This is a genomic window from Aurantiacibacter zhengii, from assembly GCF_003584125.1.
Lineage (GTDB): Bacteria > Pseudomonadota > Alphaproteobacteria > Sphingomonadales > Sphingomonadaceae > Alteraurantiacibacter > Alteraurantiacibacter zhengii.
Window position 1 is genome coordinate 156,532 of record NZ_QXFL01000004.1, and the last position, 22,058, is coordinate 178,589.

29 protein-coding genes are annotated in these 22,058 nt (G+C 64.1%); 9 read left to right on the forward strand and 20 right to left on the reverse strand.

Features of this window, described 5'->3' with window-relative positions:
• Positions 1–621, forward strand: coding sequence for a hypothetical protein (locus tag D2V07_RS10185; protein ID WP_147366936.1), 621 nt, complete (start codon positions 1–3; stop codon positions 619–621).
• Here the strand turns inward: D2V07_RS10185 and D2V07_RS10190 are convergent.
• Genes D2V07_RS10190 through D2V07_RS10200 form a run of 3 tightly spaced genes read right to left on the reverse strand, consistent with a single transcriptional unit; the run spans position 618 to position 2,956 of the window.
• Positions 618–1,274: a hypothetical protein gene (locus tag D2V07_RS10190; RefSeq protein ID WP_119586890.1), complete on the reverse strand. Its 657-nt coding sequence runs from the start codon at positions 1,272–1,274 to the stop codon at positions 618–620. The genes D2V07_RS10185 and D2V07_RS10190 overlap by 4 nt on opposite strands.
• Positions 1,275–1,332: 58 nt before the next feature.
• The gene (locus tag D2V07_RS10195; RefSeq protein WP_119586891.1) at positions 1,333–2,532 is read right to left on the reverse strand and encodes a pyrophosphate--fructose-6-phosphate 1-phosphotransferase; all 1,200 of its coding nucleotides are present in this window, start codon (positions 2,530–2,532) and stop codon (positions 1,333–1,335) included.
• A gap of 46 nt (positions 2,533–2,578) precedes the next feature.
• Positions 2,579–2,956 carry a VOC family protein gene (locus D2V07_RS10200; RefSeq protein WP_119586892.1) on the reverse strand — a complete coding sequence of 126 codons (378 nt, stop codon included), beginning with the start codon at positions 2,954–2,956 and terminating at the stop codon, positions 2,579–2,581.
• Positions 2,957–3,025: 69 nt separating this feature from the next.
• Between D2V07_RS10200 and D2V07_RS10205 the strand changes: the two genes are divergently transcribed.
• The 3 genes from D2V07_RS10205 to D2V07_RS10215 all read left to right on the forward strand — a co-directional run bounded on the left by D2V07_RS10205 (position 3,026) and on the right by D2V07_RS10215 (position 7,069).
• The gene (locus tag D2V07_RS10205) at positions 3,026–4,486 is read left to right on the forward strand and encodes an SLC13 family permease (protein WP_119586893.1); all 1,461 of its coding nucleotides are present in this window, start codon (positions 3,026–3,028) and stop codon (positions 4,484–4,486) included.
• Positions 4,487–4,634: 148 nt separating this feature from the next.
• The gene (locus tag D2V07_RS10210) at positions 4,635–5,978 is read left to right on the forward strand and encodes a cystathionine gamma-synthase family protein (protein ID WP_119586894.1); all 1,344 of its coding nucleotides are present in this window, start codon (positions 4,635–4,637) and stop codon (positions 5,976–5,978) included.
• 98 nt (positions 5,979–6,076) lie between these two features.
• Entirely contained in the window at positions 6,077–7,069 is a 993-nt protein-coding gene (locus D2V07_RS10215; RefSeq protein ID WP_119586895.1) for a hypothetical protein, read from the forward strand.
• A gap of 86 nt (positions 7,070–7,155) precedes the next feature.
• Here D2V07_RS10215 and D2V07_RS10220 read toward each other — a convergent pair whose 3' ends face one another.
• Positions 7,156–7,689 carry a J domain-containing protein gene (locus D2V07_RS10220; protein WP_119587178.1) on the reverse strand — a complete coding sequence of 178 codons (534 nt, stop codon included), beginning with the start codon at positions 7,687–7,689 and terminating at the stop codon, positions 7,156–7,158.
• 201 nt (positions 7,690–7,890) lie between these two features.
• Between D2V07_RS10220 and D2V07_RS10225 the strand changes: the two genes are divergently transcribed.
• The gene (locus D2V07_RS10225) at positions 7,891–8,070 is read left to right on the forward strand and encodes a hypothetical protein (RefSeq protein ID WP_119586896.1); all 180 of its coding nucleotides are present in this window, start codon (positions 7,891–7,893) and stop codon (positions 8,068–8,070) included.
• On the opposite strand, the gene pal is transcribed toward D2V07_RS10225, so the two are convergent.
• From pal to hisB, 15 genes are all read right to left on the reverse strand, one after another.
• Positions 8,071–8,592, reverse strand: a complete 522-nt coding sequence (gene pal / locus D2V07_RS10230; RefSeq protein WP_119586897.1) for a peptidoglycan-associated lipoprotein Pal — start codon at positions 8,590–8,592, stop codon at positions 8,071–8,073. It lies immediately after the preceding gene.
• Between the two features lie 82 nt (positions 8,593–8,674).
• Positions 8,675–10,093, reverse strand: a complete 1,419-nt coding sequence (gene tolB, locus D2V07_RS10235; protein ID WP_119586898.1) for a Tol-Pal system beta propeller repeat protein TolB — start codon at positions 10,091–10,093, stop codon at positions 8,675–8,677.
• The gene (locus tag D2V07_RS10240) at positions 10,093–10,911 is read right to left on the reverse strand and encodes an energy transducer TonB (RefSeq protein WP_233548346.1); all 819 of its coding nucleotides are present in this window, start codon (positions 10,909–10,911) and stop codon (positions 10,093–10,095) included. Before D2V07_RS10240 ends, tolB begins: the two co-directional genes overlap by 1 nt.
• A gap of 12 nt (positions 10,912–10,923) precedes the next feature.
• The gene (locus tag D2V07_RS10245; RefSeq protein WP_119586900.1) at positions 10,924–11,370 is read right to left on the reverse strand and encodes an ExbD/TolR family protein; all 447 of its coding nucleotides are present in this window, start codon (positions 11,368–11,370) and stop codon (positions 10,924–10,926) included.
• Between the two features lie 3 nt (positions 11,371–11,373).
• A complete protein-coding gene (tolQ, locus tag D2V07_RS10250; protein WP_119586901.1) occupies positions 11,374–12,069 on the reverse strand; it encodes a protein TolQ in 696 nt (231 codons plus the stop codon).
• The gene (locus D2V07_RS10255) at positions 12,066–12,509 is read right to left on the reverse strand and encodes a YbgC/FadM family acyl-CoA thioesterase (protein WP_119586902.1); all 444 of its coding nucleotides are present in this window, start codon (positions 12,507–12,509) and stop codon (positions 12,066–12,068) included. Before D2V07_RS10255 ends, tolQ begins: the two co-directional genes overlap by 4 nt.
• Before the next feature lie 101 nt (positions 12,510–12,610).
• On the reverse strand, positions 12,611–12,988 hold the full coding sequence (locus D2V07_RS10260) for a histidine triad nucleotide-binding protein (RefSeq protein ID WP_119586903.1): 378 nt from the start codon (positions 12,986–12,988) through the stop codon (positions 12,611–12,613).
• On the reverse strand, positions 12,988–13,305 hold the full coding sequence (locus D2V07_RS10265) for a phosphoribosyl-ATP diphosphatase (protein WP_119586904.1): 318 nt from the start codon (positions 13,303–13,305) through the stop codon (positions 12,988–12,990). Before D2V07_RS10265 ends, D2V07_RS10260 begins: the two co-directional genes overlap by 1 nt.
• Positions 13,306–13,356: 51 nt before the next feature.
• Positions 13,357–13,527 carry a PEP-CTERM sorting domain-containing protein gene (locus D2V07_RS10270; protein ID WP_119586905.1) on the reverse strand — a complete coding sequence of 57 codons (171 nt, stop codon included), beginning with the start codon at positions 13,525–13,527 and terminating at the stop codon, positions 13,357–13,359.
• A gap of 83 nt (positions 13,528–13,610) precedes the next feature.
• Entirely contained in the window at positions 13,611–14,384 is a 774-nt protein-coding gene (gene hisF, locus D2V07_RS10275) for an imidazole glycerol phosphate synthase subunit HisF (RefSeq protein ID WP_119586906.1), read from the reverse strand.
• On the reverse strand, positions 14,381–14,659 hold the full coding sequence (locus D2V07_RS10280) for a hypothetical protein (RefSeq protein ID WP_119586907.1): 279 nt from the start codon (positions 14,657–14,659) through the stop codon (positions 14,381–14,383). Before D2V07_RS10280 ends, hisF begins: the two co-directional genes overlap by 4 nt.
• Positions 14,656–14,922 carry a hypothetical protein gene (locus D2V07_RS10285; protein ID WP_119586908.1) on the reverse strand — a complete coding sequence of 89 codons (267 nt, stop codon included), beginning with the start codon at positions 14,920–14,922 and terminating at the stop codon, positions 14,656–14,658. Before D2V07_RS10285 ends, D2V07_RS10280 begins: the two co-directional genes overlap by 4 nt.
• Positions 14,919–15,644 carry a 1-(5-phosphoribosyl)-5-[(5-phosphoribosylamino)methylideneamino]imidazole-4-carboxamide isomerase gene (gene hisA / locus D2V07_RS10290; protein WP_119587179.1) on the reverse strand — a complete coding sequence of 242 codons (726 nt, stop codon included), beginning with the start codon at positions 15,642–15,644 and terminating at the stop codon, positions 14,919–14,921. The genes D2V07_RS10285 and hisA overlap by 4 nt, the downstream gene beginning before the upstream one ends.
• Positions 15,641–16,273, reverse strand: coding sequence for an imidazole glycerol phosphate synthase subunit HisH (gene hisH, locus D2V07_RS10295; protein WP_119586909.1), 633 nt, complete (start codon positions 16,271–16,273; stop codon positions 15,641–15,643). The genes hisA and hisH overlap by 4 nt, the downstream gene beginning before the upstream one ends.
• Positions 16,266–16,859, reverse strand: coding sequence for an imidazoleglycerol-phosphate dehydratase HisB (gene hisB, locus D2V07_RS10300; RefSeq protein WP_119586910.1), 594 nt, complete (start codon positions 16,857–16,859; stop codon positions 16,266–16,268). Before hisB ends, hisH begins: the two co-directional genes overlap by 8 nt.
• Positions 16,860–16,965: 106 nt before the next feature.
• Here hisB and D2V07_RS10305 point away from each other — a divergent pair, with 106 nt between their 5' ends.
• The 3 genes from D2V07_RS10305 to gmk are packed head-to-tail and all read left to right on the forward strand — an operon-like array spanning position 16,966 to position 18,634.
• The gene (locus D2V07_RS10305; RefSeq protein WP_119586911.1) at positions 16,966–17,478 is read left to right on the forward strand and encodes an SspB family protein; all 513 of its coding nucleotides are present in this window, start codon (positions 16,966–16,968) and stop codon (positions 17,476–17,478) included.
• A 36-nt stretch (positions 17,479–17,514) separates the two neighbouring features.
• Complete coding sequence (locus tag D2V07_RS10310) at positions 17,515–17,919, forward strand: hypothetical protein (protein ID WP_119586912.1); 405 nt, start codon at positions 17,515–17,517, stop codon at positions 17,917–17,919.
• Positions 17,920–17,965: 46 nt separating this feature from the next.
• Positions 17,966–18,634 carry a guanylate kinase gene (gene gmk, locus D2V07_RS10315; protein ID WP_119586913.1) on the forward strand — a complete coding sequence of 223 codons (669 nt, stop codon included), beginning with the start codon at positions 17,966–17,968 and terminating at the stop codon, positions 18,632–18,634.
• Here gmk and D2V07_RS10320 read toward each other — a convergent pair.
• Positions 18,620–21,019 (reverse strand): S8 family peptidase, encoded by a 2,400-nt coding sequence (locus tag D2V07_RS10320; RefSeq protein WP_147366937.1) that lies wholly within the window; start codon positions 21,017–21,019, stop codon positions 18,620–18,622. The genes gmk and D2V07_RS10320 overlap by 15 nt on opposite strands.
• 161 nt (positions 21,020–21,180) lie before the next feature.
• On the opposite strand from D2V07_RS10320, the gene dapD reads away from it, so the two are divergent.
• Positions 21,181–22,020, forward strand: a complete 840-nt coding sequence (dapD, locus tag D2V07_RS10325; RefSeq protein WP_119586915.1) for a 2,3,4,5-tetrahydropyridine-2,6-dicarboxylate N-succinyltransferase — start codon at positions 21,181–21,183, stop codon at positions 22,018–22,020.
• The last annotated feature ends 38 nt before the right edge of the window (positions 22,021–22,058 follow it).

Consider the following 22,058-nt stretch of genomic DNA (forward strand, 5'->3'; position numbering starts at 1 on the left):
ATGCGGCGTTTGACCGGCATGATCCGCCCGATCCTTTCCACTGTTTGCATCGCACTGCTGCTTTCCGGCTGCGGCGAGGCTGCGCCCGATGAACCTGGCTCCAGTGATCCTGCTGGCCAAGTGACTACCGTCGACCTTGAAGGCCAGCCAAGTGATCCGGTGCCAGATCCACCGCCGCGACCCGATGGCGCGCGCGATGAGCCCAATGACGGGTTCCCGACACTGGTTCCACCGACATTGACGCCCGAGGCCGAGCGCAGTGAAACCGGCGCCCGCAGTATGCTGCTCACCTGGACACGCGCCATTGAACTCGAAGAATTCGACCAGGCCTGGGACCTGCTGCCCGACAGCGCGCAGGCGAAATGGGGCCGCGCCGAATTTGCCGCGCTGTTCGAGGGATTGCAGAATATAACCGTAGCAGCACCGGACGGCAGGATGGAGGGTGCGGCGGGTTCATCCTATTACACCGCGCCCGTCACGATTACCGCGAACGACGAAGACGGGCGCCCCGTCCGCTATGAGGGCGAGGTGGTGCTGCGCCGGGTGAACGACGTGCCGGGTGCCTCTGAAGAGCAGCTTCGCTGGCATATCGAGCAGCTATCGCTCGACTGGACCCACTAGATTACCGAAAAACCCAGAACCGTGAACCGCGCCGGGGCCGTGGCATAGACGCCGTGTCCGCGACCGCCTTGCGTGCCCAGCGTGAAGCCGATGCGCGCAGCGTCGGCCAGCGCGGCAGTGAATTCGCGGGGAGACCGCTCGTGGTCCGACCCCATTACCGAAATCCAGTTCTCGTCGAACAGGATTGTCACTTCGTGCTCGCCCGGTTGCAGGGGCACCACCCGGCTGTCAGGCGAATACCAGCGGTGGTAACGCGTGGCGCCAGCAGCGCGCCAGTCGTCGCCCGCGCGCTGGATATAGAGCGAGAGCAGCGGCTCGCGGTCCGGATATTCCTGCGACACAAAGCGCGTGCCGGGCCGCGCATCGATGCGATAGTGCAGGCGGATGCCTCGCGCCCGATCCAGCGGCGCGGTCGCCCGCGTCACGTAATGCACGTGCCCGTCACTGCGGCGCGGGCCGGGAAAATCGAAATACCAGCCTTCCTCGCTTTCCAGCGGATGCGGGGGCATGTTGACGGAGTAATTCCGCCCGCGGATCAGCGGTCCGATCTCCCATTCCCGCACCCAGCCTCGTTCCCGCGCGCCCAGCGCGGAAGGTACGGCGAGCATGGCACCGAAGGCAGGACCGGAAAGCAGGAAATTGCGGCGTTTCATGGCTTGGATTTAACCTGCGCCACCTGACAACACGCTGAATTCAGGCGAGATGCGCCGTTCAGGACTGACCGAGGTTTTCCAGCAATTCCACGAACCACTGCGCGCCGATATCGAAGTGCTTGCCGCCCTTGATCCGGTCGAACTCGATCACCCGCAATTCGTCGCCGCGCTCCTCGTCCTCCCCCACGACGCCGCTCTCACCGCGCAGCCCTGCGTCCACGGCGTGGTGAGCGCAGGCGCGGATCAGCGCGCGATCGGCATCGTTGGCGGGGGCCGAGCGGGAGAAGTATCCGCTTTTTTGCACCAGCACTTTTTCCGCCCCGATGTCGGCGGCAATGCGCCGGGCGAACCAATCGCCCGGATTGATCGCGTCCAGTTTCACATGGCCAAAGGCATCGCGCGGAACGTCCTCGCCCGCCGCTTCCATGGCGGAGACGATGTCATCCATGCCTGCCCCCTCGGACACGAACAGGTTCACGCCATCGTGGTCGTCCATGATTGCACGCAGCCGATCTGCCTCTTTCGCCAGGTCGAAAGCGCGTTCGGGCACGTAGACACCGTGCACGTCCCAGCGGGCGGCAGCATTTTCCTCCCATTCCACGAACTGCGTGCGGCCCACCCAATCATGATGGGCGAGGGCCGTCGCTGCGGTCAGCCAGCCGCAGTGGCGCCCCATCACCTCGTGCACGGTCAGCATGCGCGGGTTGGCGGTGTGTTCGGCGATCACATTGCGAGCAAAGACGGCGCCTTGTTCTGCAGCGGTGTAAGCGCCTAGCGACTGGCGGATGGGAACGATGTCGTTGTCGATAGTCTTGGGCAGGCCGACCACCGTCAGGTCATAGCCGTTGACGCGCAGGAAGGCGGCAAGATCGGCAGCGGCCGTGTTGGTGTCGTCCCCCCCGATGGTATGCAACACATCCACCCCGTCGCGCCTCAGTTGTTCAGCTGCGACGCGGAGGGGATCGTCCCCCTCCTCCACCAGGCCGCGCTTTACGCAGTCGGCTACATTGGTCAGCTTGACCCGGCTGTTGCCGATCGGGCTGCCGCCAAAGGCATGCAGCCGGTCAGCCCCGCTGCGTACCTCGCGCGTGATCTCGGCGAAGTCGCCTTGCAGCAAACCGGCATAGCCGTTGCGATAGGCAATCAGGCGCACATCGGGCGCTATGTCGGTATAGCGTTCTATCAAGCTGCCCACGGCGGATGAGAGGCAGGGCGCCAGCCCGCCGGCGGTCAGAATGGCTACGGTTTTCACAGACATGGCCCGGCTTTTGCCAACACGTGGCCGCAATGGCCAGAGCCAACGATCACGCTGGCTCCCAAAGTTCCAGCGGATTTCCGTCGCAGTCATGAACCCGGGCGAATGCGCCAACGCCTTCCATTGCCTCGCGGCGGGATATGGCGACGCCTGCCGCCTCCAGCCTGGCGAGCAGCGCCTCCAGCCCTTCAACCCGCAGGTTCAGCATTATCTGGCGGTCCGCCTGCCAGTAATCGCTGGCTTCATCGAACGCAGCAAAGACCGTGGAGCCTGCATCCTGCATCCACACCCATTCACCATCCGGTGTGGGTTGGCCGCTTTGCGTGGCCGCGATACCCAGGTTATCGCGATACCATGCTGCCAGCCTTGCCGGATCGGCGGAGCGGATGAACAGGCCGCCTATCCCCAGAACCTTGCCCTCTGCCATCCCGTCCCTCCTTGTGTCGCAGGCGCGGCTGCGCCACGATTGCCGCGTGGGTACGGAGGGTATCACAACATGAGTGCCAAGGGGATCGGCTTCTGGCTTGGCCCGGCGCTGTTCGCGCTTACCGTCCTGCTGCCCGCGCCCGAAGGTATGGCGGGCGAAGCGTGGCGCGTGGCGGGTCTTGTCGGCTGGATGGCCAGCTGGTGGATGACCCAGGCGGTGCCGCTGACCGTTACAGGCCTGCTGCCCTTTGTTGTGCTGCCGTTCAGTGGCGGCGGAACGGCGGGAGAGGTGGCGGGTGATTATTATTCGCCGATCATTTTCCTGCTGCTGGGCGGTGCCTTCATTGCCCTGGCCATCGAGCGCACCGGCCTGCACAAGCGGCTGGCGACCTTCATCCTCGACCGTATCGGTGGGCGCGGCGGGACCTTCGGGCTGCTGCTGGGCTTCATGATTGCCGCCGCGATCCTCTCCAACATCATCTCCAACACGTCCACCACGCTGATCATGATGCCGATGGTTCTGGCGGTGCTGGCCGGGGGCAAGTTGGCGATAGGTTCGACTTCTGGCAGCGAAGCAGGAGAGCGGGAAAAGGGCGGTTTTGTTCCGCAGGACGGCATTTACGGTGCCTTGCCGATGGGCCTCGCCTTTGCCGCCAGCGTGGGCGGCCTGGGAACGATCATCGGGTCGCCCACGAATGCCATCGGCGTCGCCCTGCTGCGCGATATCTCAGGCGTCGAAATCACTTTTGCCATGTGGGCGGCCTTCGGCGTGCCCGTGGTGGTGCTGGGCATTCCCATCGCCGCGTGGATCATCGGGCGCGTGCAGCAGGTTGCCCGCCATCCCTTCGATCTCAAGGCTGCCCGCGATGCCATCGCTCCGCAGGGGCCATGGACCGAAGCGGAAAGGCGGCTTGTCCCTGTGATCGCCGTCACCTTCATCGCGTGGATGCTGAGAGGTTGGGTTGCGCCCTATTTCCCCGAAGGCTCGCTGACCGACGGCACCGTCGCCATCGCCGCCAGCCTGGCCCTGTTCGTGCTGCCGGACGGCACGGGCCGCCGCCTGCTGGAATGGCATGAGGCCAACCGCGCACCATGGGACGTGTTGCTGATGTTCGGGGGCGGGCTGGCGCTGGCAGGGGGCATGATGCGCACCGGCCTGGCCGACTGGCTGGGCGAGGCACTTCTTTTCCTGTCCGACATGCCACTGATCGTCGTCGCACTGGCGCTGGTGGCGATGGTGATCCTGATTACCGAATTCGCCAGCAACGTGGCGACGGCCAGCGGCATCATGCCCGTGGTCGCTGCCCTCGCGGTCGCGCTAAACGGCGACCCGCTGCTGCTCGCCATGCCCGTGGCGCTGGCGGCGAGTTGGGGGTTCATCCTGCCCGCCGGGACCGGTCCGAACTCCATTGCCTGGGCTACCGGCCGCATCGCCCTGCCCCGGCTGATAAGAGCCGGGTTCGCGCTCGATGTGGCGGGGGTGTTCCTGATCGTGGGCGTAGTGTTCGCGCTGGCACCGTTGGTCGCCTGAGCCCTTGCGAATCCGGCGCGGCAGAGATAATTGCATTTGAAACCGGATTATCGGGAGAAGCGTTCCTGCGGAGGTTAGGAGCGGGTTGCCCGGAACCGTTTACCTGCCCCTGCCTTCCTAGGGGTGAGAGCAGGAAGGAGCCTTTCCCATGGCCGACCCCCACGACAACAACAGCAACGATCCGCTTGGTGCCGTCGACACCCCGACCCCGCGCCGCAAGCCAAAGCCCGAAGTCACGACCATCGGCGGGCGCGCGCTGAAACCTTCCACCCTGATGATGGGCCACGGCTACGATCCCGCCCTTTCCGAAGGTTCGCTGAAGGCACCGATTTTCCTTACCAGCACCTTTGCGTTCGAAAGCGCCTCTGCTGGCAAGCGTCACTTCGAAGGCATCACCGGAAAGCGCGAAGGCGGGGCGGAAGGCCTCGTCTATTCGCGATTCAACGGGCCGAACCAGGAAATCCTGGAAGACCGGCTCGCCATCTGGGACGATGCGGAGGACGCGCTGTGCTTTTCCAGCGGGATGACCGCTATTGCCGTGCTGATCCTGGCCGCCTGCAACACGGGCGACGTGATCGTGCATTCCGGCCCGCTATACGCCGCCAGTGAAGGCTTCGTGGCCAAGGTGATGGCGAAGTACGGCGTCACCTACATCGCCTTCCCGGCAGGTGCGAGCCGCGAGAAGCTGGACGAGGTGATGCGTGAGGCGAAGGCCAAGGCCGAGGAACAGGGCGGCGAAGTGCCGCTGATCTACCTCGAAAGCCCGGGCAACCCCACCAACGCATTGGTCGACATCGAAGCAGTGAAGGAAGCGCGCGATGCGCATTTCGATCCGGAGCGGTGCCCCATCGCAATCGATAACACCTTCCTTGGCCCCCTTTGGCAGCGCCCGCTGGAACACGGCGCGGACCTGGTGGTCTACTCGCTTACCAAGTACGTCGGCGGCCATTCCGATCTCGTCGCCGGTAGCGTGGCGGGCGGCAAGAAATGGATCGATGCGATCCGCGCACTGCGCAACACCATGGGCGGCATTGCCGATCCGAACACCGCCTGGATGTTGCTGCGCAGCCTCGAAACCGTGGAGCTGCGCATGCAGCGCGCGGGCGAGAACGCGGCCAAGGTCTGCGCCATGCTGAAGAAGCATCCCAAGGTGGAAGGACTGGGCTACCTCGGCATGATCGAGGACGAACGGCAGAAGGACATCTACGACCGTCACTGCCTTGGTGCCGGCTCCACCTTCTCGGTTTTCATCAAGGGCGGCGAAGCGGAATGCTTCCGGTTCCTGGATGCGCTGAAGGTCGCCAAGCTGGCCGTCAGCCTGGGCGGCACGGAAACGCTGGCGAGCCATCCCGCCAGCATGACGCACCTTTCCGTGGCAGAAGGCCGCCGTGCGGAACTGGGCATTTCCGACAACCTCGTGCGCATATCCATCGGTATCGAGGACGCCGACGACCTGATCGCCGACTTCGAACAGGCACTGGAAGCGGTGTAATCCGATCAAAGGCGGCTTGCCCCCCAAGGCATTGGACAGCTAAGGGAAAGGTCAAGCCGCCTATGGCGGGATAGATCTTCATAACGGACGGGAACAACGTGCTTCGCAAATATGCCCTTTTCGTCGGCGTCGCCGCTCTTGGCGCCCTGGTCACCTCCTGCGGAGGCGACGACACCGGCACGCCCACCCCTTCGCCCACGTCTACCGGTACGGCCACGCCGACCCCTACCCCGACGCAGGGGCAGGTCGATTTCGACCTGCAGCAGGATTTCTCGACCGAGAGCACGAATGCGAACTACGCCTTCGCCTATTTCACCCCTGATGCCGGCGGCGACGAAACCTTCAGCGGCGCTTCGCGTCTGAATGGCAACGCTTCGATCAGCCTTGCTCTCAGCCCCGAAGTCGTGACCTTTGCTTTCCCCGATCTCGACGATCCGGCGACTTTCGATGCCACCGACCTGGTATCAGCGTCGGCAACGGTCCGCAGCTATGCGCGCGGTTCGGAAAAGCTCGTTCTGGAATTGCCATACGATCATGTGCTGCGCGTCAGCTACGAATCGCAGGCCGATTTCACGCGTGACACGACTGACGGCGTGCTGCGCGGAGAACGCACCTCGATCTTCTTCAATCGTCCCACGGTCACCACCGATATCGCATCCGACCTTGCCTACACCGGCAGTGTCGAAGTGGTGGGCGGCGATCCGGGCACCACGCTGGCAGGTGTGATTTCCGCACCCGACGTAACCTTTACCATCAAGGAAGCGGACGGGAGCGTAAACGGCACGATCGAGATCTTCCGCGACGTGAACGGTTCACCCGAACTCGTGGCAACTCTGGTTTTCCAGCGCACCACCAATTCTGCCGGCAATGTTACCGGAGGTGTTTTGGACGATCAGGAGACCTTCGCGGGTATCCTGACAGATGCCGACAATAACTTCGTGGGCAATTTTGCAGGGGCTATCAGCGGCCCCAACCGCGAGGAGCTTTTCATCATCTTCTCGATCTCGGGCAGCACCGACGCCGACAATGACGACAGGGTGGATGCAGACGATGATCGCCGCTTCGTCGGCAGCTTCATCGGCAAGCGATAGATCAGACCGACCGGCGATGTGGCGGAGCTCTCAAGCGCAGAGCTTCGCCAGCGCCGCCGGATCCTGCGCGCCCCGCCCCTGCAGGGTCAGCCCTTCCACTCGCGCCGTTCCTCGGCGGCTTTCAGCACCTCGTAGGCAAGTTGCAACTTCTGGAATTCCTCGGCCGCTTCCTTGTCGCCGGGCTTCACATCGGGGTGGACCTTCTTCGCCCGCGCACGCCATTCGCGCTTGATCGTCTGGAAATCGGCATCGGCCTCCAGTTCAAGCACCTCCAGCGCGCGCATCTCGTCGGCGCTGCGTGAGCCATCGCCGCTGCCGCTCCAGCCATAGTGCTGCGCCTCGGCGTAACCTGCGCTTTCAGCCTGTTCGGCCTTGGCGCGATTCGCGGCTTCTTCCTTGTCGAGACCCTGAAAATAGTCCCAGCCCTTGTTGTATTCGGCTGCGTGCTTTTCGCAGAAGTACCAGCGTTCGGGGCTGTTGGGGCTTTTCGGAGCCGGGCAATTGCCCGGCTCGTTGCAGCCGTGCCGGTCGCAAATGCGAACTTCAACGGCCTCGCGGCCCTCCTCGTAGCCACGCCAGCGCGGAAAGCCCCAGTCGTTCGAACGTCTCGAACCGGCCATCAGGAAAGCAATACGGTAAACAGCATGGAACCGCATATAGGGTGGAAATGGCCCCGCGTGAACCGATGGTATTGCGCATCACTGCCGAAAGTGCGCTTCACACAGTCGATACAATTTGGTGCAATTGCTGCGTTGCAATATCGCCGGTGCAGCCCACATACTGCCGACAGATTTTGTAATCGATTCAACCGCAGGACCAGCATGAGCAAGCAGCTCGCCATTTCCGCCGCTTTTTCCATTTTCACGATGGCCGCTTTCGCACTGTTCGCGACGCCCGATGCCGTGGGCGGCTTCGGCTCCATGCAGACGGGCGCGACAGCCCATGCTGCCGCGCCCGCGCTTGAGCCGGTAGTCCCGGCCCTGTTTCCTATTTTCGGCTGATTACCGCTCGATCATCACCGTGACCGCGCGGCGGTTTCTTGCCCAGGCCTGCTCGTTCGAAGCCATCGCCACGGGGCGTTCCTCACCATAGCTGACCGTCCGCAGGCGGCTTTCCGGCACACCAAGGCTGACGAGGTAGTTCTTCGAGGCATTGGCGCGGCGTTCGCCAAGCGCCAGGTTGTAATCGCGGGTGCCACGTTCGTCGGCATGGCCTTCGACCGTTGCGCGCGCATCCGTGTACTGCAGCAGGTACTGAGCCTGACGACGCAGGGCAGTCTGGTCCTCGCTGTCGATGTTATAGCGGTCCGTATCGAAATAGATGGTGTCCGCACCGGCCATTGCACCCGCGAAGTGCGACTGCGAGCCGGGCTGCGGAGCGGTGGCCATCGGCGTGGGCGTGGGCGTCGGCGTGGCGCGCACGGTATCCTGCGGCGCATCGGGCGTAACCGTGGGCGGTTCCTTCTTGCAGGCACCAAGTGCCAACGCGCTGGAAAGGGTGACGGCGATAATCAGGCGATTCATGTCTGGCTCTCCTTGAACCTTGGTGACAACATTTGCTTTTCTTGCGGCGCAATTTCATGCGCCGTGCGGGGAACTAACGCACTTACGGCAAAACCGGTCCCCATGCCGGGTCTGACGCCCCCACCGGCGTACGCAGGCGACGTTCGTTGTCACCGGTCAGGTCCACCTGCCAGATCGACGTGTCGCCGGAATTACGTTCGGTACGGAAAAACTGGATGATGCGGCCGTTCGGGGCCCAGGTCGGACCTTCGTCCTGCCAGCCGTTGGTCAGCGTGCGCACATTGCGCCCCTGCGGGTTCATCACTGCGATATGGAAATCCCCCACGATGTGGGTGAAAGCGATCTGGTCGCCGCGCGGGCTCCATTCGGGGCTGGCGCAGCGTCCGCCAAAGAAGCTGATGCGGCGCTGGTTCGAGCCATCCGAATTCATGATGTAGCACTGCTGCGCGCCGGACTGGTCGCTTTCGAACACGATCTGGCTGCCATCGGGAGAGTACGAACCGCCGACTTCGATAGCCGGACCGCTAGTGAGCCGCTGCGGAGTGCCTCCGCCCGCCGCGGAAACGCGGTAAATATCCGTGTTGCCGCCCACGGCCATCGAATAGAGGATATACCGGCCATCCGGGCTCCAGCGCGGGGCGAAAGTGGGGTTGGCGCTCTGCGTCACCAACGTCTGCCGCCCGCTGCCGATATCGTAGACGTAGATGCGCGGATTACCGTCGACATAGGACAGGTAAGCGATCTTCGAATAGTCGGGCGAATAGCGCGGCGTGAGCGCGGTGGACTGGCCATTGGTGATGAAGCGGTGGTTGGCCCCATCGCTATCCATGATGGCGAGGCGCTTGATACGGTTATCCTTCGGGCCGGTTTCCGCGATGTAGGCGATGCGGCTGTCGAAGAAGGGATCCTCGCCCGAAAGACGGGAATAGACGAGGTCGGCGCACTTGTGCGCGGCACGGCGCCACTCGCTAGGGTTCACCACCCAGCCCTCGCGCACCAGTTCGCTCTGCAGGGCAACGTCGTAGAGGTAGCAGCCGACGGTCAGGCGGCCATCGTCGTTGGCACGCACATAGCCGTGCACCAGCATTTCCGCGCTGCGTCCGCGCCAAGTGTTCCATGCGGGATCGGTGATTTCGGGATAGCTCGGGCGCGGCAGGGCATCGGGACCGACAGGGCGGAACAGGCCGTTGAAGCGCAGATCGCTGTAAACCACGCGCGCCAGTTCGAGGCCAAGTGCGGCTGTGCCCTGCGCGTTGGCGGGCGTGGTCTGGTCACGGTTGGTGGCAAAGCTGGCGATGGCGATACCCAGGTCCTGCCAAGCGGAATCGTCGGTGACGGTGCCGCGCAGCGGGCCATCGTCGTCGCCTTCCACGGCCACTTGCTCGACATCCTGCGCGCCCACGGCGCCGGGATCGAGATCGGGCAGCAGATCGTCGCTCTGCGCAGCGGCAGGCGCGGCGATCAGCAGCACAAAGGCGGAGAACAGGCTGGCGGTTTTCATCACAATCTCCGATCGAAATCCCATTCGAGGTCGTCCCAGCGACTATAGAACTGGTCCGGCAAGTTGAAAGGTGCGGCAAGCTGGACGGCGCGGATCGCGCGTTCGCAGTGAAGCGATGCTTGCGGGCGGTTGGAATCGTTGATGCCGCGCTGGTCGGTACAACGCGGGCGGCCCTTGAGGCTGCCATCGCGGTTGAGCTCCCACGAAACAACGGTCGTGAGCTGGTCCACATCAACGCCGGAGGGGGCGCTCCAATGCGGGCGTAACTGGCGCGTGATGGCAGAGGCGAGAGCGGCGCGCTCGGTCGGGCCAAACGTTGCGGCAGGGGATCCGCGATCGCCGGTCGCGTTGCTGGTGCCTTGAAGGAAATCTTCGCTCAATCGGCTACCCTGCGCGCGCTGGCTCGCCGTGGCGCGCGGCGTGGGGGCAGGCGTCGGGCGCGGCTCTGCGCGGCGCGTGGGCTGCGGTGTAGGGGTGGCGGCGGGCGTGCGCGGCTGCGTGGCGGGGCGCGGCGGCGGGGTGGTGACGGGGCGCTCCACCGGCTGCGGCGCCGGCGCTTCGACCATTTCCTGCGCCTCTTGCGGCAGGTCGGCCACTTCGGGGGCGAGGGCCGCGGCAGGCTGGGCGCTGGGATCGGGTGCCGTGCTTTCCAGGCTGACCTCGGTCGCCAGGCTCACGTCAATGCGTTCCGTCGGCGTGTATGGCGGGGGCTCGCGGGTCGCATGGACAGCCAGCGCAACGGCCAGCGCAGCGTGCGCGACGACTGCGGCACCAAGTCCGATGCGTTCTTCGCGGGAAAGGTCGGCGAACATTGCCATCAATCGTTCAGGCTATGGCGCTTCGGCTGAACTGGTGGTGACCAGCGAGATCGAGTTGAAACCGGCACGGTTCAGCTCACCCATCACCGCCATGACGCGGCCATAATCAAGGCCCGTATCCGCCCGCAGCGCGATAAGCGGCTTCTGCGATCCCTGCGGGCCGGAAATAGCATCCAGCGCCTGCTCCAGCGCGCCGCGCTCCACCAGGACATCATCGATGTAGATGAAACCCTCACGGTCGAGCGCGATGGTCACCTGCTCCGGGTCCTGGTCCATCGGGTTGGCGCGGCTTTCCGGCAGCTCCACCGGCACACCGCTGGCCAGCAGCGGGGCGGTGACCATGAAGATGATCAGCAGCACCAGCATCACGTCCACGAACGGCGTGACGTTGATCTCCGCCATCGGGGCGCGGCGGCTGGAGCGGCCCCTGCGGCTGGAGGACATGACACCCATGCCCATCGCCTAGACCTCCATTTCGCGGCTGATCTGCGCGTGCACCCGGTCTGCGAAGCGGTGCAGGCGCGCCTCGAACCCATTCACAGTGTTCGACAGACGGTTGTAGGCGATCACCGCCGGGATGGCGGCGAACAGGCCGATGGCCGTAGCAAATAGGGCCTCGGCAATACCCGGCGCGACGACGGCGAGCGAGGAATTTTGCTGCATTCCGATCTGGAAGAAGCTGTTCATGATGCCCCAGACGGTGCCGAACAGGCCCACGAACGGCGCGACAGATCCTGTGGTGGCGAGAAAGTTCAGCCGGTCGGCCTGGCGGTCCGCCTCGTGCGCGACCTGCCCCTCCAGCGCCTGGGCCACACGGCTGCGGGCGGCGACAGGGTCCTTCAGGCCGGCCTTGTGGCTGCGGCGAAATTCGGCGATCCCGGCGGCGGCGACGCGGGCCGACGGATTGTCCTTGCGGCGGCGCGCGTCGAGCACGCTGTCCACATCTTCATGCGTCCAGAAATCCTCTTCGAAAGCATCGCAGTTCCTGCGGGTGCGGCCCATCCGCATCGAAAACCCGATGATGATGGTCCAGGTCCAGATCGAGGCGAGGATAAGGCCCACGATCACCAGCTGCACCACGATGTCTGCATCGAGGAACAGTTCGATCGGATCGAGCCGGGTGGGAGCGGAAACGGCAAGCATGTCCAGCACGGTCATTGATTATCTTTCGTGGCAAATTTCTCGAATGCGCGGCGCCATTCTTCGGGCTGGCGCCGCGGTCGGCCTGCGGGAGTAACGAATGCGGCAACGATGTCTACTTGCGCCAGCAGTTCCTCCCCGCGCATCACCTTCTGTTCCATACGCGCACTGGCCGCGCGCAGTTCCAGTGCGCGGGTCTCTATCACCAGTTCATCGTCGAACCTGGCCGGGCGGCGCCATTTGATCTGCGCTTCGGACACGGCATAGACACCCTCGCCCGCCTCGAACGCCGCGCGCTGGTCGATACCCAGTACGCGCAGCAGGTCGCTGCGGGCGCGCTCGCACCATTTCAGGTAATTCGCGTGGTAGGCGATGCCGGACAGGTCCGTATCCTCGAAAAACACCCGAACCGGGTAATAGTGGGTCGCCCCTTCGATTTGGCCGGAGGGTGGCTGCAATTGTCTCTCCTTCGATGAACGGCGGCTTACAGCCTGACTGCCGCCGAAAATTTAGTGCTTGGCGGCGAAACGAGTCGCGCGTGCGACCTGGCGAGGGAGGTTTACCGCGCGAGCATGGGGCCGAGCGGGCCGCCGCCGAACAGGTGGACGTGAAGGTGAGGCACTTCCTGTCCGCCGTTACGCCCCACATTTCCCAGCAGGCGATAACCGCGCACCACCAGGCCCTGCTCACGCGCAACATGGCCCACGGCGCGTACGAAACCGGCGATTTCCTCTGCCGATGCCTTGGCCGAGAAATCGTCCCAGCTGACATAGTCGCCCTTCGGTATCACCAGGATGTGCACATCGGCCTGCGGGTTGATGTCGTGGAAGGCCAGCGACCATTCGTCTTCGTACACCTTGTTGCACGGAATTTCACCGCGCAGGATCTTGGCGAAGATATTCTCGGAATCGTAGGGCTTCGTGGGGTCGACGCTCATCAGTCGGTGTTCCTTGCTGCTTTTTCGTCGAGGCCTGAGGTACCCTCCCGCCGGTCCAGTTCGGCCAGGACGTCGGACAGGGGGATCCCCTTCGCGCTCAGCAGTACCATCAGGTGGAAGAGAAGGTCGGCGGCCTCTCCGATCAGTTCGGTATCGCCGCCGGTCAGCGCCGCGATCACGGTTTCGGTCGCTTCCTCACCCACCTTTTCGCAGATCTTGGGCAAGCCCCTGGCGTTCAGCTTGGCAACGTAACTGCTGTCGGGGGAGGCGCTGCGGCGCCGGGCAATCGTGGTTTCGAGGCGGGCGAGTGTATCCATCGCCGCTGGCAATGGTCGATACGCGGGTATCCGGTCAAGCCGCTTGGTGGTTCAATCCTGGTCCTTGCTACGCATGGACAGCCGCCGACCGATCAGCACACCGGCCACACCGATCGCGAACAGCGTAAGACCGGATGCCTCGGGCACCTGCGTCGCGCCCTCCGCCGCCGCGGGTGCGGCGCTGGCAAACAGGGCAGCGGCAATCGTGAGTCGGGACCACATGCGAATGGCAAAGGCGCATTCGCCGGTCTTTGCAAAGGCCGTGCGGCGACTGTCCCGTTATCGGACCCCCAGGGGGCCAAGTCTTAACCGCGCGCGGGGAGTCCCGCGTCGCGCAGCGCCTTGTGCGCCTGGGCTATGGTGTAGGTGCCGAAATGAAAGATGCTGGCAGCCAGAACCGCAGTGGCGTGCCCCTTGGTCACACCGTCGACAAGGTGCTGCAAGTTGCCCACGCCGCCACTCGCCACCACCGGAACAGTGACGGCATCGGCAATCGCGCGGGTGAGTTCTAGGTCATAACCCTTCTGCGTGCCATCGCCGTCCATGCTGGTGACCAGCAGTTCGCCTGCGCCAAGGTCTGCCAGTTTCACCGCATGTTCCACCGCATCGATCCCGGTTTCGCGCCTGCCGCCATGGGTGAAGATTTCCCAGCGTCCCGGCTCACCCGGAGCGGATACACGGCGCGCATCGACACTGGCGACGGCGCACTGGCTGCCCATCCGGTCCGCGATGTCGGCCATGATTTCAGGGCGACGTACGGCGGCGGAATTCACCGCCACCTTGTCCGCGCCCGCCAGCAGCAGCGCACGGGCATCCTCGACTGAGCCGACACCGCCGCCCACCGTCAGCGGCATGAAACACACCTCTGCCGTGCGCTTCACGATGTCGAGCAGCGTCCCGCGACCCTCATGACTGGCGGAAATGTCGAGGAAGCACAGTTCGTCGGCGCCCGCCTCGTCATAGGCCTGCGCCTGTTCCACCGGATCGCCCGCGTCTTTCAGGTCGACGAAGTTTACACCCTTCACCACGCGGCCATCGGCAACGTCCAGGCAGGGGATTACGCGGATACGAACTGTCATTCTCGTGTCGCCTGCTCAATATCGATCATCATCAGAGGCCCTTCAGTCACCGCCGCTGGCTCTTCCTCTGCCCGTTCGGCCTGGGCCTGGCCGAACAGCCAGAACATCAGGAACGCCATGTTGAAATAGAGCACCAGCGCCATCCAGTAACGATCGGGATCGTCCTTCTTCGTCAGGCGCAGCTTGCCAAGCCCTGTTACGCCGCGCCGCCAGTCGATAATGGCGGTCGCCAGCATGGCAAGGCACGCGACCAGAGCGATATCGGCAATGCTCATCGGTGCGACATGGTCATTACAGCACCGTGATCGGTAAGCAGGTACGCAGCTGTCGTGGCGATGGCAGCAACCACAGCGTGCTGTATTGGAGCCTCATCCCATTTCATCCCACGCCCCAGCAGGATCAGCGCGCCATAGACGATGGTGAATACCACCAGCCCGATCAGTGCGGATTGCGTATCGCCGAAGACCAGTCGAACAGCTCCTGACACCGCCGCGCCGCCAATACCGGGCAACAGGTAGGGGTTGTGGTCCGGGTTCACCGGTTCGCCATCGCGATCGCAGTCGCCAGGTCCAGCTTGCCCTCGTACAGCGCGCGGCCCGTAATCACGCCCTCGATGCCCTGATCGGCCTGCAATGCAAGCATGTGGATGTCATCCAGCCCCTTCACACCGCCGCTGGCGATAACCGGTATATCGACGCTGCGCGCCAGATCGACCGTCGCCTGCACGTTGCAGCCCTTCAGCATCCCGTCGCGCCCGATGTCGGTGAACAACAGGCTGGCGACGCCCGCGTCCTCGAACCGGCGGGCAAGGTCGCGCACGGGCACGTCCGACACTTGGGCCCAGCCCTCGGTCGCCACCATGCCATCCTTGGCATCCACGGCGACGACGATGCCGTTTACCCACTCGCGCGCCATTTCCTTGACAAAATCGGGGTCCTTCAAGGCGGCAGAACCCATCACCACGCGCGCCACGCCAAGGTTGAACCAGCCTTCCACGGCCTTTGCGTCGCGGATGCCGCCACCCAGTTGCACGTAGCCTGGAAACGCCTCGACAATAGCTTCCACCGCCTCGCGGTTCTCGGCGCGTCCGGCGAAGCTGCCGTCCAGGTCGACGACGTGCAGGTGCTCGGCCCCGGCCTCGGCAAAGATCATCGCCTGCGCCGCAGGGTTGTCGCCGTAAACGGTGGCGCGGTCCATATCGCCCTCGGCAAGGCGCACGACTTCGCCGCCTTTGAGGTCGATTGCGGGAAAGACGATCATACGGGTTTCCATTCGAGAAAACGGCGCATCAGGTCGATGCCGAAAGCCTGGCTCTTTTCGGGGTGGAATTGAACGCCCACGATGTTGTGGCGCGCGACCGCCGCCACGATGCCGCCGCCGTGATCAGTCATGGCGGCAACGTCCAGCCCGTCCTCCGGCACGAAGTGATAGGAGTGGAGGAAATAGGCCTCGCCTTCCTCCAGCAGTTCGTGGTCGCCGTGATGCGGCGTAAGTCCGACATCGTTCCAGCCCATGTGTGGTACCCGGATGTTCGGATCGGTTCGCTCGATCAACTGCACCTCTCCCGGTATCCAGCCGAGACCGGGGGTCGTCCCGTGTTCCAGGCCACGGTCGGCAAGCAGTTGCATGCCCACGCAAATGCCGAGGAAAGGCTTGCGGTCGCCCAGCACACGCTCCTCCAGCGCATCGACCATGCCGGGGATGCTGGTGAGGCCTTCGTAACACGCGCGAAAGCTACCCACGCCCGGCAGCACGATACGGCGCGCGCCGCGTACCAATTTCGGGTCGTCCGTGACAGCGACATGCTCCGCCCCCGCCGCTTTCAGCGCGTTGTAGACAGAGTGAAGATTGCCAGCGCCGTAATCTATGAGTGCGATGGCCTCAGCCACCGAGCTGCCCCTTAGTGCTGGGCACCGCGCCGCCCTTGCGCGCGTCCAGTTCGACCGCCTGCCGCATGGCGCGGGCAAAGCCCTTGTACAGCGCTTCGCAGATGTGATGGTTGTTGCTGCCGTAGAGCACCTGGCAGTGCAGTGTCAGACCGGCGGATTGCGCGACGGAATGGAACCAGTGTTCGATCAGCTCGGTATCCCATTCACCCAGCTTTTCCTGCGTGAAGCGGGCTTTCCATACCAGATAGGGCCGACCAGAAATGTCCACCACCACGCGGGCCATGGTCTCGTCCATCGGCGAATGCGCCTCGCCATAGCGGCCGATCCCCGCCTTGTCGCCAAGGGCATCGGACAAGGCCTGCCCAAGCGCGATGGCGCTGTCCTCGGTTGTGTGGTGCTGGTCAACGTGCAGATCGCCAGCCACCTTCAGCGTGACATCTATCAGCGAATGGCGGCTGAACTGCTCCACCATGTGATCGAGAAAGCCGATCCCTGTGGATATGTCGTACTGCCCCGTCCCGTCGAGATTCACTTCGACAAGGATGTCCGTTTCCTTGGTTTTACGCTCTGTTCGCCCTGTACGCATGGGGGGCAGCCTATAAGCGGATGCATCGCCCGCGCAAGCGGATTGGCGGGCATGACGGCGCGATTCCCGCTTGATTTTGCGCTGCACCAGCGTCACCTAGACCCCCATGAGCGATGAAGCACCCGACAGTCTGATCCCGTACGACGAGATCGTGCAAGAGGCGTTGCGCGCCGTGGTCGGGCGAGTGCTTGGCCAGGTGGAACGCGATGGCGGCACCCTGCCGGGCAACCATCATTTCTACATCACGTTCAAGACCGGCGCGCCCGGCGTGGACATCCCGGCAAGCCTGACCGAACGCTTCCCGGACGAAATGACCATTGTTCTGCAGAACAAGTTCTGGGATCTCGTGGTGACCGACACCGGCTTCTCGGTCGGGTTAAGTTTCAACCAGATTCCCAGCAAGCTTGTCATCCCCTTCTCCGCGATCACCGCTTTCGTCGATCCGGCGGTGGATTTCGGTCTGCAATTCCAGGCCGCGCTGGAAGACGAACAGCCGGCCGCGCACGACGATGCCGAAAACGATGCGCCGGGCGGCACGGAACGCCGCAGCCTTGAAGACGTTGCCAAGAGTGAGGACGGCTCCAATGTCGTCACGGTCGATTTCGGCCGCAAGAAATAACCGGGCTCGATCATCGCGGGCCCATAAGGGGCTTTGATGAGCGAAGAACTGGACCGCAAAGAGATACACCGCCTGGTAAGAGCGCGGCGCGGCAAGAGCGGCAACGTGCCCGGCCCTACCGAAAATCCTGCCACCAACCTGCTGCTGGCCGATGTCGTCATGCGCATGGGTTCCTACCTGCTGCGCGGCGGCGTGGAAAAGGCATTCCTTAACAAGCGATACGACAAGGATACGGCCAAGGACATCCGAGACAGCCGTTCGATTACTCGCACCCTGGGCTCCATCGCCGTTGCCAAGTTCGCCACCCGCTCCATTCCCGGCGCTGCCATCGTGGGCACGGGCATCCTTGGCAAGGTTCTGTATGACCACTCCAAGGCTCGCCGCGCGCAGAAGAGCGAAGGCGACGCGCAGCTTATCGAAAGGGCAACCGAAGATAGCTGACCTGCCCGGGCTTGATCCGGCCTCTGCCTCGCCGCATTAGCGGTGAATGACCGAATCCTTCCCCGCATCCTCACAGCCACTCGCCCGCCGCGGGCTCATGTTCATCCTGTCTTCGCCATCGGGCGCGGGCAAGACAACGATCGCGCGCAAGTTGCTGGGCGAGGTGCAGGGCATAGGCATGTCGGTTTCCGTCACCACCCGCCCGATGCGTCCGGGCGAAGTGGAAGGACGCGATTATCACTTCGTCGACCAGCCCACCTTCGATGCGATGGTGGAAAACGGCGAGTTCCTCGAATGGGCCAAGGTCTTCGGCAATTGCTACGGAACGCCCAAGGCGCAGATCAAGGCGGGTCTGAAGGCCGGACAGGATTTCCTTTTCGACATCGACTGGCAGGGCACGCAGCAGCTCTATCAACGCATGGAAACCGATGTGGTGCGCGTGTTTCTGCTGCCGCCCAGCATTTCCGAACTGGAGCACCGGCTGCGCTCTCGCGGCACCGATAGCGACACTGTAATCGCTGCGCGCATGGAGCGCGCCCGGTTCGAGATCAGTCACTGGGATGGTTACGACTACGTCGTGATCAACGACGATATCGCGAGCTGCTACGACAAGGTGCTCACCATCCTGGAAGCCGAACGCATGAAACGTGCCCGGCAGACTGGCCTGGTCGATTTCACCCGCTGGCTGATGCAGGAACCGTCAGAACCGGCGTGACCAGCGCAGTGCAGCGCCCAGATCGTCTGGTGCCTGCGCATAATGGCCTGGCTGGCGCCGCAGGTAGACACTTGCCGCAGCGCTGCCGCCCCACAACTGCCCCGTCCATGCCATCTCGCCCGTGACCTCTCGCCCTTCGGGAGAGAGCAGCAGCGTTCGCACGGCATAGTCCGGAGCCAGCGTTTCGTAGTCGTAACCCACCGGCAGATTCAGGTTCAGCCCACCGGAATTTACACGCAGCGGTTGTGCAAGGCGGAAGGCGAGCCGGTCGTCACTGTCAAACACGCCCTCGCGCTGCAGGTCCACGGACCAGCCATTGCTGGACAGGCGGGAGCCATCGGCGAGCAAGGGCGCGCTGCGCAGGCGCGTGAAGCCCTGCCGGTATGCCGCACCCAGCCGCCAGCGATCGTCCACATGCCAGCCGACATTTGCATCGAGGAACAGCGTGTCACTACCTGCGAGGCCGAACCCTTCGTGAAAGCGTGCGCCCAGCACAGTGCGGTCCTCGGCATTCCAGGTCAGGCCAAGCCCAACGTCCAGCGCACCGAAACGGCGGTCTAAGGCCAGGCCGAAGCTGGACAGGTCCTCCTGTGCGCGCAGCCCGCGCAGTTCGGCGGCGCGGCGCTGCGCGGCGGCAGTAACGGTGCTGCCGGTCTGCGCGTTTATCGTCAGACCCCAGCTGCCGATCTGCTGGCGCAGCGCCACGGCACTGTCGGATTGCACCAGCATGCCGGTATCACCCGAAGGATTGCCCGCGATCATGAAGGAAGGTTGGCTGCGCCCCTGCAACGAGGCGACGAGGCCATCGGCCGATTGACGATAGGCAAAGCCCAGCTGTGTTCCCGGCGCAATGCGCAGGGCCACGCGCGCTGCCAGCACCCGCGCCTGCTCGGCCTCTTCCGGTTGCAGGCGGAGCATCTCGGCCCGTGGGAGCTGGCGCCCACTGGCATCGATGGAGAAAGCGACGCTGGCCGCGTCCGATCCGGCAGACAGGTGGCGCGTCCCCTGCCCCAGCGCATCGTGCAGCCGCTGAGGAATATCTGCCCCGCGCAGCGTTCCGGCGAGGTCTGTCGAAAAGGCCCGCTGGTACTTGTCCGTTATCAGGGTAGGCAGCGACGCTGCGACAAAGGCATCGCCCATGGCAGGCGAGGATACGGCGGTGCTGTCTCCCAGCGCCATGGCGACGTTCTCGCCGGCTAATCGCGTCGCACCGATGGGCTGAAATGCGCGGGCTATATCTAGGATGCCGCGGCCGTAGACCGCGTCACTGCCGCTGGCGCCTGCATCGAAGGCGGTCTCCAGCAAGATTTCGGCAATCTGCGTGCCGGTCAGGTTGGGGAAGGCCTGCGCCAGCAACGCAGCAGCCCCCGCCACCTGCGGAGCGGCGAAGCTGGTGCCGGAAAACAGGTAGATGAACCCCTCGTCATCGATGAAGATTTCACCGTCCTCGTAGACGCAGCAGATCGCCTCTCCCCGAGCGCTGAGGTAATATTGCGGATTGGTCCCGGCGCGGTTGGAGAAGTCGGAAATCTCGTACTGCTCGTCCACGGAACCAACGATGATCACTCCGCCGTTACCGGTATTGCCCATGATCTCCGCGAAGGTTGTCAGTTCGCTGCGACCATCGTTGCCGGCGGCTACGACCACTAGCACGCCTGCGGCAACGGCATCGCGCACCGCGCCCCGCAGTTGCGAGGAGACCCCGCTCTCCCCGCCCAGCGATATGTTGATCACCTTTGCCTGGTTCGCCACTGCGTACGAGATGGAATCGGCAATGGCGCTGTCGGTGAAACCGCATTCGGTTGTGGGATCTTCCGGGTTGTCGCCCGCGCAAGAGCCCGGCTGGTCCGCGCGGATCGCGAGGATGGTCGAATCGTAAGCCATGCCCAGCACGCCCGTCCCATTGCGCGCTGCACCCGCCACCAGCGAGACGAGGGTGCCGTGGTCGTCCGTTCCCTCCACCTCGCGGCCGCCATAAATATCCGTTGAGGCGGGTGAGAGCCGTCCGGCAAATTCAGGGCTGTCGGGATCGATGCCCGTGTCGATCACGGCGATGGTTACACCGCTTCCGGCAAAGCCGCGGGCCCACGCGCTGGCGGCGTTGTGCTGTCCCGGCCCATCCGACCGGCGGAATTCCGCAGTGTTGAAAGCTGCGGGAGGGGGGACGACCGAGAAACTAGCCGAGGTAGGCGTGGGAGTCGGCGTGGGCGCAGGTGCCGGTGTCGGCGTCGGGGTTGGCGAAGGCGTAGGTGCCGGCGCAGGAGGCGGGGTCGAGACGATCGGCGCACCGCCACCACCCCCGCACGCGGCCAGCAGGGCGAGCACCGCCACCATCGATGCCGATTGCCAGCTACGCCGACGGACGAGAGTGCTTTCGTGTTTCAAATCAATTCCTTGTTCGCGATCTCGTCCATTCCGGTTCCTATCGTAACCTGGCCTGAACACGCGCGCCTGTCCAACGCTTGCCTTCGGCGCTTGTGTCCGCTGCACCAAGGGGCTAGCCGCGCAGACAGCAAGGGTTGAAGTCACGCAGGGAGCCACCGGAAATGTCCGCCGATCTTATAGCTACCATCGAACAGGCCTGGGAAAACCGCGCCGAGGTTACGCCTGCCAGCAGCGATGTGCGCGGCCCGGTGGACGAGGCGCTGGCCATGCTCGATGCGGGCGAGGCGCGCGTTGCCCAGCCTGACGGAAACGGCGGATGGCAAGTCAACCAGTGGCTGAAGAAAGCCGTGCTGCTGTCGTTCCGTCTGAACGACAACCGCGTAATGGAAGGCGGCAGCGCCGGTGCCAACGCCTATGACAAGGTGCCCAGCAAGTTCGCCGGCTGGGGCGACCAGCGCTTCGAGGAAGCGGGCTTTCGCGTGGTGCCGGGTGCCGTCGTGCGGCGTGGCAGCTTCATCGGTCGCAACACCGTCCTGATGCCCAGCTTCGTAAACATCGGTGCCTATGTCGATGAAGGCACCATGGTTGACACCTGGGCCACCGTGGGATCCTGCGCGCAGATCGGCAAGAACGTGCACATTTCCGGCGGTGCGGGTATCGGCGGGGTGCTCGAGCCGCTCCAGGCCGATCCCGTGATCATCGGTGACGGTGCCTTCATCGGTGCCCGTGCCGAAGTGGCCGAAGGGGTTCGCGTGGGCGAAGGCGCCGTGCTTTCGATGGGCGTCTACCTGGGCGCGTCCACCAAGATCGTGAACCGCCAGACCGGCGAAGTGCATCGCGGCGAAGTGCCGCCCTACGCGGTCGTCGTGCCAGGCGCCCTGCCCGGCAAGCCGCTGCCCGATGGCACGCCCGGCCCCAGCCTCTATTGCGCGGTAATCGTGAAGACCGTGGATGCGCAGACCCGCTCCAAGACGGGCATCAACGAGCTGTTGCGCGATTGATTTTCCGGCCGAATATGGCCTACCTTCTTTGGTCTGTA